At 38.9% G+C, this 14,497-nt stretch carries 13 protein-coding genes and 1 pseudogene; 5 read left to right on the forward strand and 9 right to left on the reverse strand.

Features of this window, described 5'->3' with window-relative positions:
• Positions 1 to 51 precede the first annotated feature (51 nt).
• Positions 52 to 1,365: a CDP-diacylglycerol--serine O-phosphatidyltransferase gene (gene pssA, locus JCM15074_RS05910; protein WP_025820391.1), complete on the reverse strand. Its 1,314-nt coding sequence runs from the start codon at positions 1,363 to 1,365 to the stop codon at positions 52 to 54.
• A gap of 594 nt (positions 1,366 to 1,959) precedes the next feature.
• Between pssA and dacB the strand changes: the two genes are divergently transcribed.
• On the forward strand, positions 1,960 to 3,360 hold the full coding sequence (gene dacB, locus JCM15074_RS05920; RefSeq protein ID WP_025820392.1) for a D-alanyl-D-alanine carboxypeptidase/D-alanyl-D-alanine endopeptidase: 1,401 nt from the start codon (positions 1,960 to 1,962) through the stop codon (positions 3,358 to 3,360).
• Here the strand turns inward: dacB and JCM15074_RS05925 are convergent.
• The gene (locus tag JCM15074_RS05925) at positions 3,352 to 5,100 is read right to left on the reverse strand and encodes an acyl-CoA dehydrogenase family protein (RefSeq protein WP_025820393.1); all 1,749 of its coding nucleotides are present in this window, start codon (positions 5,098 to 5,100) and stop codon (positions 3,352 to 3,354) included. The two genes, dacB and JCM15074_RS05925, sit on opposite strands and share 9 nt — an antisense overlap.
• A 356-nt stretch (positions 5,101 to 5,456) precedes the next feature.
• Here JCM15074_RS05925 and JCM15074_RS05930 point away from each other — a divergent pair, with 356 nt between their 5' ends.
• The 4 genes from JCM15074_RS05930 to JCM15074_RS05945 are packed head-to-tail and all read left to right on the forward strand — an operon-like array spanning position 5,457 to position 9,386.
• Positions 5,457 to 6,110, forward strand: a complete 654-nt coding sequence (locus tag JCM15074_RS05930) for a CoA transferase subunit A (protein WP_025820394.1) — start codon at positions 5,457 to 5,459, stop codon at positions 6,108 to 6,110.
• A gap of 9 nt (positions 6,111 to 6,119) precedes the next feature.
• Complete coding sequence (locus tag JCM15074_RS05935) at positions 6,120 to 6,779, forward strand: 3-oxoacid CoA-transferase subunit B (protein WP_025820395.1); 660 nt, start codon at positions 6,120 to 6,122, stop codon at positions 6,777 to 6,779.
• Between the two features lie 9 nt (positions 6,780 to 6,788).
• Positions 6,789 to 7,970, forward strand: coding sequence for a thiolase family protein (locus JCM15074_RS05940; protein WP_025820396.1), 1,182 nt, complete (start codon positions 6,789 to 6,791; stop codon positions 7,968 to 7,970).
• A gap of 48 nt (positions 7,971 to 8,018) precedes the next feature.
• Complete coding sequence (locus JCM15074_RS05945) at positions 8,019 to 9,386, forward strand: short-chain fatty acid transporter (RefSeq protein ID WP_025820397.1); 1,368 nt, start codon at positions 8,019 to 8,021, stop codon at positions 9,384 to 9,386.
• A gap of 26 nt (positions 9,387 to 9,412) precedes the next feature.
• On the opposite strand, the gene JCM15074_RS05950 is transcribed toward JCM15074_RS05945, so the two are convergent.
• The 7 genes and pseudogenes from JCM15074_RS05950 to ihfB all read right to left on the reverse strand — a co-directional run bounded on the left by JCM15074_RS05950 (position 9,413) and on the right by ihfB (position 14,427).
• A complete protein-coding gene (locus tag JCM15074_RS05950) occupies positions 9,413 to 10,336 on the reverse strand; it encodes a LysR family transcriptional regulator (protein WP_025820398.1) in 924 nt (307 codons plus the stop codon).
• A gap of 161 nt (positions 10,337 to 10,497) precedes the next feature.
• Positions 10,498 to 11,043, reverse strand: a complete 546-nt coding sequence (locus tag JCM15074_RS05955; protein ID WP_025820399.1) for a DUF2058 domain-containing protein — start codon at positions 11,041 to 11,043, stop codon at positions 10,498 to 10,500.
• Between the two features lie 12 nt (positions 11,044 to 11,055).
• Positions 11,056 to 11,859 (reverse strand): SDR family oxidoreductase, encoded by an 804-nt coding sequence (locus tag JCM15074_RS05960; protein WP_025820400.1) that lies wholly within the window; start codon positions 11,857 to 11,859, stop codon positions 11,056 to 11,058.
• Positions 11,860 to 11,868: 9 nt separating this feature from the next.
• Positions 11,869 to 12,564 (reverse strand): orotidine-5'-phosphate decarboxylase, encoded by a 696-nt coding sequence (gene pyrF / locus JCM15074_RS05965; RefSeq protein ID WP_025820401.1) that lies wholly within the window; start codon positions 12,562 to 12,564, stop codon positions 11,869 to 11,871.
• A gap of 22 nt (positions 12,565 to 12,586) precedes the next feature.
• Positions 12,587 to 13,744: a lipopolysaccharide assembly protein LapB gene (gene lapB, locus JCM15074_RS05970; RefSeq protein WP_025820402.1), complete on the reverse strand. Its 1,158-nt coding sequence runs from the start codon at positions 13,742 to 13,744 to the stop codon at positions 12,587 to 12,589.
• Between the two features lies 1 nt (position 13,745).
• Entirely contained in the window at positions 13,746 to 14,015 is a 270-nt protein-coding gene (locus JCM15074_RS05975) for a LapA family protein (RefSeq protein ID WP_025820403.1), read from the reverse strand.
• Positions 14,016 to 14,140: 125 nt separating this feature from the next.
• Positions 14,141 to 14,427, reverse strand: a pseudogene (gene ihfB, locus JCM15074_RS23955) (integration host factor subunit beta).
• Positions 14,428 to 14,497: the final 70 nt, after the last annotated feature.

Consider the following 14,497-nt stretch of genomic DNA (forward strand, 5'->3'; position numbering starts at 1 on the left):
AACAAAGCAAAAAGCCTGCATTTAGCAGGCTTTTTTGTAGGTACTATTCGATTACAGAATACGTCTTAATAAGAAATCAGCTTTGATACGATTGATTCGAGTCATAATCTTCTTAACCGGCGCGGGATATTTCTGCAGTGTATCAATTTGGCTAAAGTGATATAAACGAGTAGTATGCTCTAAAATATGAGCTTGCTCTTCTTTAAATTTATCACTCCACTGCCCTGACTCATCATCAATGACTAAGCCATTTTCGATATCAAGTGCCCATGCTCTAGGATTAAGGTTACTGCCTGTTAATAGATGACGTTTATCATCCACACTAATACCTTTTAAATGAAAGCTATTATTATCATGCTTCCATAAATAGATATTTAATAAGCCTTGGTCTACGGCCCATTGTTGGCGTTTCACAAACTTACGTAGAGACTGCTCATACATGTAAGGTAATGCACCAATGGTCGAGAAGTCTTGCTCTGGTGGAATATAAAAATCATTGGCAGTTTTATCACCTACAACAATATTAATTTTACGGCCTTGTCGTAATTGTTTAACAATTGAACGAACTAATGCATAAGGTGGATTAAAGTAAGGTGTACAAATAAATAATTGATGCTGCGCGCTATCAACTAAATTAATAATAGCCTTATTTAAGCGATTCTTCTTTCTACCTAGGCCAACAAGCGGTGTCACTCGAGTACCAATTCTAGTACTTGGGAATTCATACTTAGCTTGTGCTAAACGCAGTTTAAAGCTTCTGATCTCTGACTTTGATGGCAGTATTTCAGTTTCTTTAGGCTGACATAAAGAGCATACTGCTGGATCGTTAACCAAATAGTCTGTAATCATATTGCGCATACTTGTTGCAAGCTCTGCTGATTCGATTACATGATAACGGTCGAAACGATACTTTTCGAACTGTTGTAAGTAGATATTATTTAAGCTTGCACCGCTATAGATAACAGCATCATCAATAATAAAACCTTTTAAATGTAACACACCCATAAATTCACGGGATTTTACTGGTACACCTAGTATTTCAATTGGATGTTCTGCTTCTGCCATGACTTTGCGATACATTAAGTAGTTGCCGCTGTCACCTTTATGGCCAATTAAGCCACGGCGAGCACGATGAAAATCAACCAAGACTTTAATATCAAGTTGTGGATTTTCAGCTTTAGCAGTCATCAATGCTTGTAGCACTTCCCTACCGGCTTCATCATCTTCAAGATACAAAGCGGTGATATAGATAGACTGCTTTGCATGTTGAATACGCGAAATTAACTCAGCTTTAAAACTCTGCGGTGTTAACAGCCATTTTATCGCGTCTTGGTGAAGACTTATACCACCTAGCTTGGTCAGCAAGGCAACCTCCTTAAAAGCATGTCAGTTGAAGCAACAATCAGCTTAACTGATAAATAAAGCGTCAAACTAGTTTTACTTTAACCTAATTATGGCAGCAAAACAGTTAATGTTTGTACGATTTATTACTGTAATATTATACAAGGCATAAGAAATTACCTACTAATATGCAGTTGGGCAAGGACTTTCGTCACATCAGATACTTAATAGACATTTTTTATACAAATTTAATTTAATGGCTTACCTTTTGAGCTAAATTATAAAATTATCAGTCGATTGAATATATTTACTGTGTCCATTTTTACAATTTGTTAGAATGCACGCCTACTCTAAATTTGCTTAGGTTGTATGCAAATGAATTTTAAAATTCTTATTAGCTTAGCTGTCGTTTTACTTGGTGCATTTTTGATTTTTCATTTTAAAACTGCTCTAGGTGCGTTGGTATTGCCAATATTTTGTGTGTTAGTGGGCATCGTCACTGTGATTTTGTTTAAACTTATTGTAAAGGATGATAAGCAAGACTAAATACGGCCAATACTGGTGAGCAAGTTAAGAGTCATGCATAATGAAGTTAATTGTTCATCAGCCTATTGAGTTATGTTACTTAAATTCCTACCTATTATTCTCCTGCCGGTCGCATTTACGGCAACAGCTGATACAGGCCTATCTAAAGTCATTACTGCGCTCGAACCCAGTCAATCACAAGTCGCCATCATTGTTGAAGATAACAGCACAGGTAAAGTGATTGTCAGTAAAAATGCAGATCGTTTCTTTATCCCTGCCAGTACTCAAAAGTTATTAACTGCCGTTGCTGCCACCTCGCTTTTAGGCAGTAACTATCAATTTAAAACCAGTATCACCAGTGCTAAACGTATCACTAATGGGGTAATCGATGGTGACGTATACATTAACTTCAGTGGTGATCCTTCACTCACGCGGCAAAATATTAAAAAGTTAGTCTCAGAGCTTGCAAGCCTCGGGGTGAAACGAATTAGTGGCAATGTTTATCTTGCGGGTAAAAAACATAATAAACCCCATGCAGTCGGCTGGGTATGGGACGATTTAGGTGTCTGCTATGCTGCGCCAGTATCTAGCTATATTATCGATAAGAACTGTATTAAAGCTAAGCTTATTAAAGCAAAAAATAACCAACTGTCGGTCAAATACGCACGTTATTTACCGATTAGTATTAATAGTAACGCCCAAATTGATAAAAATAGTGCCTTTTGTGATTTAGATTTAGCGCATCAAGTGAACAATCATTATCAATTATCTGGATGTTATAACGGTTATTTGCCGTTGAACTTAAGAATTGCTATTGATGATCCGGTTCAATATGCTATTGCGACTCTTTCAAAGTATTTTAAGCACCAACATATTCAAGTTTCAGGGCAGTTTGTCGAAAGTCAAAAAGGTGCCAGATCCCAACGTATTTTAGTTGTGCACCATTCACAAGATTTATCAGTGTTAATTAACGAGATGTTACTTGATTCGGATAATTTAATTGCTGATAGCCTGTTAAAACAAATTGGCCAGCGTTACTTTGGTCAGCAAGGCAGCTTTGAAAATGGCGCCAAAGCAATGACTGAGATTCTGGCGCAATATGATATTAATTTAACCGATGCACAAATTGTTGATGGTTCAGGTTTATCGAGATACAACTTATTAACGGCAACACAATTGATGCAGATCTTAAGACTTATTGATACCAACCCTAAGTTTAAGGGGTTAGTTGCAGACTTACCTGTTGCTGGACTTTCTGGTACCCTTAAATACCGCAGTTATTTCAATAAAGTGCCACTAAAGCAGAATGTTCATGCCAAAACCGGCACTATGCAGGGGGTTGCTAACTTAGCGGGATATGTGACCAATAAAGAGGGTCATAAGTACCGTTTTGTTATCATTGAAAATGGCTTAACTCCAAACAACAAAAAGGCGCAAATAGCGCCCTTTGCTGCCATAACACTGCAAGCTATTATTGAACAAACATCAAAATAGATCGGCGCTCATTGCCATCACTACATCATCACCTGTTGTGAGTTGCGACAGGTGATAATTTGCTTTAAAGATTATTTTATTAAAATAAAACTCAACCAAATGGTTATACAATGCCGCATCATCAGTGGTTGCTGCATGAGTTTGTAATTTCAATAAGTAATAGCCATAAAGAATATAACCAAAAGCATCTAGGCTATCGACGGCGCAGCTATTAATAATATTGGGTTGTGACAGTTTAACTTCATTAAGCGCCATACAAGCATCAATAAACTGTTGCCAAAGTTCAATTAGCTGAGCTGAATGTTTTGCTGAAATATGTTCAAAAGCAGCCATATCTTGTTTTGTTTGTTCAATAAATTGCAGCACTGTGGCTAAATTATCTCCAAGCACTTTTCTGCCCAGAAAATCGTTAGCTTGAATTCCATTAGTACCTTCATAAATTTGCGCAATACGGGTATCACGAACAAGCTGTTCAACGCCTGATTCGCGAATATAGCCATGACCACCAAAAACCTGTTGCGCCATAATGGTACAGTCTAAACCTCGGTCAGTTAAAAAGGCTTTAGCAACCGGAGTTAATAACCCAACAAACTTAACAGCATCAAGTTGTTGTTGCCCCTCGCCAAATTTGGCTAAATCTAACTGTAGACCAGTGTGCATTGCCAGCGCACGTCCTGCGGTATTTAAGGCTTTTATAGTTAGTAGCATGCGGCGCACATCGCCATGCACTAGAATAGGATCGGCTTGGTTACCACTTTTAACTGCGCCAACAGCTAAACCTTGTTCTCTCTCTTTGGCATATTGGCTTGCTAATTGATAGGCCGCTTCACCACTACCAAGCCCTTGAATGCCAATCGCTAAACGTTCATAGTTCATCATGGTAAACATACAAACTAGACCACGATTAACTTTGCCAATTAAAAAACCTTGCGACTGCTCAAAATTCATCACACACGTTGAGGAACCTTTTAAACCCATCTTATGTTCAATTGAACCCACACTGACACCATTGGCACCTGCTAGACTTTGATCATCGTTCACTTTAATTTTAGGCACTAAAAATAATGAAATACCTTTATTGCCTTCAACCTTGGCCAATACTAAATGGATAATGTTCTCCGATAAGTCTTGGTCACCACCTGTGATAAAAATCTTGGTACCAGTGATGGTATAACTGCCGTCATCCGCTAACGTAGCCTTAGTGCTAATATTGCGTAAGTCTGAACCCGCTTGAGGCTCTGTCATATCCATTGCCCCAGCCCACTCACCAGAATAGAGTTTTGGTAGGTACAATTGCTTTAATTCATCACTGCCGTGGGCATTAATGCATAATGCTGCCCCAGCAGTTAGCGAGTTATATAACGTAAAGGCATTACTTGCACCGTAGCCGATTTCATCAACTAAAATGCCCAACAGCTTAGGCATCCCCATACCACCATGCTCAGCCTCACCACATAAGCCAATCCAACCACCTTCTACAAAATGTTGGTAAGCCTGTTTAAAGCCATCAGGCGTAACGACCTGACCATCATTAAATTGCACACCTTGCTCATCACTGTTGCGATTTAACGGGGCCACAACCTCTTCATTTAATCGCGCCGCTTCCTCTAAAATAGCTCGCGCAGTCTCAATGTCCATATACTCAGCAAGTTGTGGAATTGATTGCCAAACTTGCTCAGCATTAAATACGTTAGAGAGCATGAAATTCATGTTTTTTAATGGGGCTTGGTATGGGTACATAGTTTATTCTCAGCGATTTAAACACTTGTTTGACTACAGATACTACCGAATATAGAGCTAAACATCTAGCTTGATTATGCTTCCTTATAAATCAAATTAACCCCTTATTTAGCTAGTATCTAATTTATTCATTAATTAATCTGACTTGGATAATATTTTCAAGTTAACCATGACTTTTATCACATATTTATAGTGTATTAAATCGACCTCAAATATTTTTATATAACTCATCAATGATCACATAACTCATATTTGTACCCTATTAAATATGAAAACATGACCATTTACTTTTGATATTCAATTAATATTTTTAAGCGTTAATCTTAATTGCAGTTTCTCCTTTAAAGGACTTAATAATGCAATTAAAACCGATTATATCTAGCCAACAAGCCGCAGCTAAATTAGCCAATAACCAAACCATTATGATTGGTGGATTTATGACTGTGGGTACTCCAGAAAAAATTATTGCTGCAATAGCAGACGCTAGAGTGCACGATTTAACCATCATTTGTAATGATACAGGCCTACCCAATAAAGGTATTGGTGTTCTAATTCATAATCAACAAGCAAAAAAAATCATTGCCTCACATATTGGTTTAAACCCTGAGACAGGTACACAAATGAATCAGCACACTTTGGAGGTGACTCTCGTACCACAAGGCACGCTCGTAGAGCAAATTCGAAGTGCTGGAGCAGGACTAGGTGGTGTACTTACAAAAACAGGTTTGGGCACCTTAGTTGAAGAAGGCAAAGATATCATATGCCGGAATGGCCAGAATTACATTATTGAGGACCCGTTATTTGCAGATGTCGCATTAATTAAGGCTTCAATAGTTGATAAAGCAGGTAACTGTATTTTTAAAAAGACAACTAAAAACTTTAATCCCGTTATGGCCACTGCAGCCACGACCGTTATCGTTCAAGCTGAATCAATTGTAGAGATTGGAGAAGTTGAAGCCGATCAATTTATGTTACCCGGCACGTTTGTTGATTTTATTGTTGAAGAATAGGTGATACTAATGGAAAAAATTGATGTAAGAGACCGTATTGCTAAACGTGTCGCTCAAGAATTAACACCAAATACCTTAGTTAACCTTGGTATTGGTATGCCCACACTCGTTGCTAAATATGTTGATCCTAGTCAAGGGATTTTGTTCCAGTCCGAGAATGGCATGATTGGAATAGGGATGGATATTCCGAATGAATCTAATCTTGATCCTGATATTTCTAACGCAGCAGGTCAACCTGTGACTGCATTGCCTGAAGTTACCTATTTTGATAGTGCACTGTCATTCTCAATTATTCGAGGTGGTCATGTTAGTGCTTCAGTCTTAGGCGCTTTAGAAGTTGACCAGCAAGGCAATCTTGCAAACTGGATTATACCCGGAAAAATGGTGCCAGGTATGGGGGGCGCAATGGATTTAGTGACTGGTGCTAAAAAAGTCATTATTGCTATGGAACATTGCGATAAACGAGGCAATCCTAAAATTTTAGATAATTGTACTTTACCTTTAACTGCCGTAGCGGCTGTTGATCTAATTATTACTGAACTTGCTGTTATTGAGGTGACCCGTGATGGTTTAGTACTGCTAGAAATCAGTGATGACACCACTATTGATCTTGTACAGGCTAAAACTGCTGCTCCACTCATTATCTATAACACACCTAAAGTATTCTAGGAGAACATCATGAGAGAAGTTGCGATTGTTGCTGCTGGTCGAACTGCAATTGGTGGTTTTGGTGGTAGTTTAGCTTCATTGTCGGTAGTAGAACTAGGTATTCAATGTGCTCAAGGTATGCTGAATAAAGCAGATATTCCAGTTGAAATAATTGATGAAGTCATTATTGGTAATGTCTTAGGAGCTGGTAATGGTCAAAATATTGCCCGTCAAATTCAAATTGGCTTAGGAATCCCTGCTAAAAAAACTGCTTTTACAGTAAATAAAGTTTGTGGTGCTTCTTTAAAAACAATTGCTTTGGCAGCACAAGCTATTATGTGTGGTGATAAAGATGTTGTATTAGCCGGTGGTTGTGAAAGCATGAGTAATGCAGCTTATATCCAACTTAAAACACGATGGGGAGCGAGATTAGGTGATGCAGAAACTAAAGATCTAATCTTAAGTGATGGCTTAACCGATGCATTTAGTGACATACATATGGGGATTACAGCTGAAAATTTAGCTGAGAAATATCAGATAAGCCGTGAGCAACAAGATGAGTTTGCATTAACCAGCCAATTAAAAGCTGCTCAAGCTATACAAGATGGTAAGTTTAATGAAGAAATTATTCCTGTATTAATAAAAGATCGTAAAGGCGAAAAGCTTTTTGTCGTAGATGAACACCCAAGAGCAGCAACAATTGACAAGCTTGCAGGATTAAAGCCAGCATTTAAGAAGAATGGCTCAGTAACCGCTGGTAATGCATCTGGTATAAACGATGGTGCAGCAATGGTACTATTGATGCCGTTAGAATTGGCATTAGCCAATGGCTATACGCCATTAGCAATTTTAAAATCGACAGCAAGTGCGGGTGTCGAGCCGGAGTTAATGGGCTTTGGCCCTGTACCAGCGACTATAATGGCGTTAGAAAAAGCAAAACTACAACAAAAAGATATAAATCTTGTTGAATTCAACGAAGCTTTTGCAGCACAAGCATTAAGCGTATCTCAACAATTTGCATTCCCTCCTGAAATTATTAACGTAAACGGCGGTGCAATTGCATTGGGACATCCAATCGCAGCATCAGGTGCTCGAATACTCGTGACATTATTATTTGAGCTTAAACGTCGTAAGCAACGCTATGGCTTAGCCTCACTATGTATTGGTGGTGGTATGGGAATTACCGCGATTATCGAAAATTATAACGGCTAATTTATGATGGATTTGAGGTGGGTATAACTCACCTCATAAGGATATAGTATGGAAAACATTTCTAATACCGCACCACAAAAACAAAAAACTGCCGGTGTACTTAATATCATTGCTAATGTGCTTACCAAATTTGTGTCTCGTTATTTACCTGATGCATATGTACTAGCTGTTGTGCTTACATTAGTTATATTTGCTGCAGGCGTATTATTTACAGAGTCAACCGCACTGCAAATGGTTGAATATTGGGGAGATGGTTTATGGTCTATGATGACATTCACCATGCAAATGTGCTTAGTAATTGTTACGGGACATGCTCTTGCTTCAACTAACCCTGTTCAAAAATTGATGCAACGCATTGCTTTATCAGTCCAAAACCCTCCCGTTGTGGCTGCAACAGTTGCATTGTTTTCTGCAGTGATGTGTTCTATTCAATGGGGTTTTGGTTTGATTGTATCAGCCATGCTAGCACGTGAGTTTGCTCGTCGTGTGGAAGGGGTCGATTATCGAGTGCTCATTGCAGCAGCGTACATGGGGTTTATGACATGGCATGGTGGATTAATGGCATCGATTCCATTAGTTGCTGCAACTGATGGTCATTTATTACAATCAATTACGGGTATTATTCCCGTCAGTGAAACTATTTTTAGTGGTTATAACGCTATCACTATTTTTAGCTTATTTATTGTATTACCTATAATTGCCTACTTAATTCATCCTAAAGGTAAGGATGTTGTTACTGTTGACCCTAAAATTTTAGCTCAAGTAGAAATTATTGTAGAAAAACAGGAACATCCGACTATTGCTAATCGTCTTGAGAATAGTCGGATTTTAGCATATTCAGTTGGATTGCTTGGTTTTAGTTATATCGGCTATTTATGGTTTACTCAAGGGTTCAAGCTTGATTTAAACATAGGTAATATGTTGTTCTTATGTTTAGGTATTATTCTGCATGGTTCACCTATCGCCTATGCTTCAGCAATTAAGAATGGTGCAGTAGCAACTTCTAGTGTCATATTACAATTCCCATTCTATGGTGGAATTCAATATATGATGGAGGAATCAAGCTTAGGTGCTGATATTACCCTTTGGTTTGTCGAATCGGCATCAGCAAGTACTTATGCTGTGTGGACATTCTTTGCTTCAGCATTAGTAAACTTCTTTGTTCCTAGTGGTGGCGGTCACTGGATTGTACAAGGCCCATTGATTATGCCTGGAGCTGTAGAATTAGGTGTTGATTTGGGTAAAACCGCGATGGCAATTGCCTACGGGGATATGTGGAGTAATATGGCACAACCATTTTGGGCTTTACCAGCCCTTGCTGTTGCAGGATTAGGCATTCGCGATATTATGGGCTTTACCATCACCGCTATGTTAGTCACATTACCCATATTCATGATCACACTGACATTTTTCTAACAATCATAATTCAAGCGCAGCATGTTTTATGCTGCGTTTAATTTTTCAATTTCAGTTAAATAATAATTTTTAAAATTTAAAGCAACAGAATCAATAGTATTAGGTGAGTCATAATACATATTGAGTTGCCATTGTGAGGTTTTATACTCTGTTAATATTGCAATAATTTCACCGGATTTAATCGCTTCCTCAACAACAAATTTAGGCAAGTAACCGATCCCTAAGCCTAACTTGACAGCTTTAAGTAGTAAATTACTATCACTTACCTCTAGAATATCTGCAGTTTTAATCATTAATTGCTGTTCACTAACCACATATGCCCATTCTTTACTCGCTGTTAATGAGCGTGCATATAAACATTGGTGTTCTGATAATTCATAAGGTGTTGTAGGAGATAAAGATCTTGCTAAATATGATGGTGCAGCAACCGTTAAAAAAGGTTCTATGATGAGGCATTTACGAATTTTGTCTAAATTCTTTTCTATTTTGCAATCATAACTACTTAAGGCACTAAAAATAATATCATATTTTTGTGAATCGGCTAAACCATGGGGATTAATATCAATATTAAATTTGACTTTAGGATTGCTAATTGAATAAGTCGCAATAATAGGCAGTAAATAACGATCGGCATAAACTGGTGTACAGCAAATTTTTAAACTGCCCTCTTGTTCAGCAATATCAGCTTTAATTTCTCGATTAATTTTGATTATATCGTCAACAATATACCTCCATTTCTCAAAGAAGATTAAGCCTGAGTTAGTTAATTGGATCGAGCAACCTTTGCGGCTTAGTAATTTAATTTGATATGCAGTTTCTAGATCAACTATCCAGCGTGATCCAGTTGCAATAGATACTGATACGTATTCAGCAGCCGAAGAAATAGAACCAAGGCGCACAACATGGACGAAGAAGATAATTTTTTCAACTAACCCGTATTGAGTAATCATAAATAGTCCTGCTATCTTTTTTATGATTAATCAATAAATAAAGATTAATGTAAAGTAGTTAGTGTTAAAACTATACTCTGTAACCGTTGCCAACATAATTTATGAGAGCTAGGTAAAAAAAACCAGTGCATTTACACTGGTTTAAAAATAGACATTTTTGATTACCACATTAAATCATCTGGAATAACGTAATCGGCATAAGGATCATCTTCTACGATCTCTTCTACCGTATTATTCTCAGCAGTCCATAAGTAACCACACCAAGCAGGAACAAGTAAGTTAACGCGTTCTGCTAGCTTATGAGGTACTAAGTGACTTTTATCTTGATAACGCACAATCCCTAGTAAACCATTTAATAACTGAGCTTGGAGCTTTTCATTAACGTATACGCTATAAATTTTGTTCTCTAAGGTATAGTTAAATTTAATCTCTGCGTCGTTAGGTAAAGTCAGTGCGCAACGACTAAATTCAGTAATTAAACTTCTTACTTGGCCGCGTTCTGATGCTTCTGCAAATCGCTGCTCATTAAGTGCTTTATCTTTTGCTGCTTGAGCCTGTTTTTGCTCTGCAATTTGTTGTTTAAGCTGGGCACTACCATCGTCTTTGTTCGCTTTGCGATCACGACGTTTCTGGGTTTTTGCATCCCTGACTTTTTGCTTACTCGCAAGTCCAGCTTTTAATAGCTGCTCTTGTAATGCGTTAGCCATAATTAATCTCTTTTACTGTTGTGATTTTTGAGCAAGTAATGCCATTGCGGTACTTACTCCACCTAATGACCAGCCGCCATCTACGGGTATGATAGCGCCTGTAACATAACTGGCAAGCGGAGACGCTAAAAATAATGCCATATTAGCAATATCTTTGGTGTCACCATTGCGTTGTAAAGGTACGCTTGCAGCTACCTCTTGTTGTAATTCTGCTGTAGGAGCGAGTCGATTAAAGCCCTCAGTATTAGCAATCGGCCCAGGAATAATTGAATTAACTCTGATCCCTTTACTGCCCCACTCTAGCGCCAGTGATTTAGTCAACATATCAACGCCTGCTTTTGCTGCACAAACATGTGCTTGCATTGCCATAGCAATATTTGCCTGTGGCGCTGATATTTGAATAATATTGCCTTTTACCAGCTGCAACAGCGGTAATGCTTGCTTGAGCACATGAAAACTGCCTAATAGATCGATATCCATTACGGCTTTAAATCCATTTTCAGACATACTTTCTGCCAGTGCAGGAAAGTTACCGGCTGCGCCACTGATTAACACATCAATATGCCCTAGCATCGCCGCAATCTGACTAAACCCTGCTTTTACATCTTCTAGATTACGTACATCAAAACTTACGCCCAAATGTTGATGATTTGGGTTAGTTTGCTGTAGATGTTCGACTGCTTCATTTATCTTGTCATGATTGCGGCCTACGACAACAACTCTTGCACCTGCTTGGGCAAATGCCGTCGCAATGCCTAAGTTAATACCACTTGTACCACCGATGACTAAGACATGTTTATTATGGTAGTCGAACATAAGTTTTCCTTATTTTATCGATTGAATAATCTCATGTAACGCAGCAAGAGGATCGGCGGCTTGCGTGATTGGACGGCCAATAACAAGGTAATCAGAACCTGCGATAAGTGCCTGTTTCGGCGTCATAATACGTTGTTGATCACCAGCATCACTTCCTTCAGGACGAATACCTGGCGTAACAAGTTTGAATTCTTTGCCAAACTCCGCTTTTAGCATTTCGGCCTCACGAGCTGAGCATACAACACCATCTAATCCCGCTTGATGAGTTAGGCTAGCTAAGCGTTTAACCTGCTCTTCTGCACTGCAATTGATACCGATTAATGGCAGTTCTTCGTCAGTCATTGAGGTTAATACGGTCACCGCAATGAGTAATGGCGCATTGTCGCCATATGGGCGTAGTGCTTCGCGGGCTGCTTGCATCATTGCTAAACCGCCTGTTGCATGGACGTTTGTCATCCATACACCTAACTCTGCTGCGGCGGTAACAGCTTTAGCTACGGTATTAGGAATATCATGGAATTTTAAATCGAGAAAGACATCGAAACCGCGGTCATGGATCTCTGTGATAAATTGAGGTCCGAAAAGGGTGAACATCTCTTTACCGACTTTTAAACGACAAAGATTAGGATCAAGTTTATCAATTAGATTTAATGCTTTATTTTTATTGTCGAAATCTAGGGCAACTACGATAGGTTTTGATGTCATGTTAACTCCAATGCTTTAATTATTATTCACCGTCAAGGCCACGGATCCGCTTGATACTGCCCCATGTTTTACATGATGGACACTGCCAGTAAAGGCTATGAGATGGGAATCCGCAGGCATTACAACGGTAATTTGGTCGGTATTTGATTTGTTGTTCTACAAGCTGCTCTAGCTGAGTTAAGCTTTGTTTCGCTTGCCCTTCTTCAGCTTGTTCTATGTGTAATTGCATTAGATATTGAAATCCACGCATGGTTGGATGTCGATAAAGCTCATTAAGTAACATCGACTCAGCCACTTTTGACTCATTATCTAATGTATATTGCTGAGCTAGCGCAACCACAATTGATGCACCTGCACCATCTGTAAGCGCTTGGCTAAGCATCTCTTTATAAGCTGTGACATCTTTATCACTGTAACAAGCTTTAGCTGTGACCAATGCATCTGCAAATAACTCTGAGTCTGCTTTTGATAAGCGGTTGAGCATATTGATGCAGTTTTTAGAATCACCTTCGGCTAAATATAGTTTAGCGAGTTCAAGTAAAGCCCTACCACAATTTTCATCTTGCTTTAATGCTGAGTTATAGCGTTTAATCGCCTGTTCAGTATTTTCAGCTTCATCTGCTAATTGGCAATAGAAGTGAGCGGTGTCGTGGCTTAATTGTTGTTGGCGTTTGCGTGGTAGCCGTGAAGTAATATCAATGGCTTTAGTCCACTCTTTAGTGACTTGGTAAATAGAAATTAGCTGTTGTTCAGCTTCTTCTGAATGTTGCTCTTGTTTGACTAACTGTAAAAAGATTTCTTCTGCACGATCAAAAATACCGGCAGCGACATAATCTTTACCCAGTTCCATCATGGCATCATCACGCTGTTCTGCTGTCAGGCTCGGACGCGCAATTAGATTTTGATGGATTCTAATTGAACGGTCTACTTCCCCTCGCTTGCGAAATAAGCTACCTAGAGACATATGGGTGTCTATGGTCTCGTCATCCACATCGAGCATACTAATAAATAAATCTACCGCTTTATCTGATTCATTTGAAAGTAAGAAGTTTAAGCCGGTAAAGTAATCGCGACTAAGTGATTTCTGTTGATTTGCACTTTTTTGACGGAGACTGCGGCGTCCCATATACCAGCCATAGCCTGCAGCAATCGGCAATAACAGAAATAGGATTTCTAGCATATTAAGCGTCGCTTCCCTCAGCTGGTTTTAATTGCGCAAGTTGTTTAAGCGCAGTTCGCAATTTAAGCTTAGTACGAACGATATAAAACATTGAGAATAACCAACAAAGTATAAATCCAGCTAAAAATACGACACCAAGTACGATGGGTAATCTAAATTCACCTTGGGCAATAAAATAACTAATCGTGACAATTTGTTCATTCTTGGCACCAAACACCAATGCAATGACAAATAGAAGTGCGACCACTACCATGACTAAGAACGATTTCACTGTTACATCCCTATCCGTTGTCTTATAGATATGATTATCCAAGAAATTTAGTCAACTGGCTAGCGTTTGCCAAAAAACAGCCATAAAAAAGCCTCCTAACGGAGGCTTTTTAAGCGAATATCGATTTAGCTATTCACCGCATCGACTCGTTCGCGCAGTTCTTTGCCTGGCTTAAAGTGAGGAACATACTTGCCATCCAAATCTACTGAAGAACCAGTTTTTGGATTGCGTCCTGTCCTCGGAGCCCGGTAATGAAGAGAAAAGCTACCAAAACCACGGATCTCTATACGATCACCGATTTCTAATGTATGAGACATTTGCTCTAACATTTCTTTGATCGCGCTTTCAACTTCTTTTGCCGAGAGCTGCGACTGCTACTGGCAAGTTTTTCGATCAGTTCGGATTTTGTCATCCTAGCTACCCCTATTATCAAGCCAAATTACAGTCACCTAACGGGGAGTAAACTCCCCGAACAACAGGCG

The sequence above is a fragment of the Shewanella marina JCM 15074 genome, from assembly GCF_000614975.1.
Taxonomy (GTDB): domain Bacteria; phylum Pseudomonadota; class Gammaproteobacteria; order Enterobacterales; family Shewanellaceae; genus Shewanella; species Shewanella marina.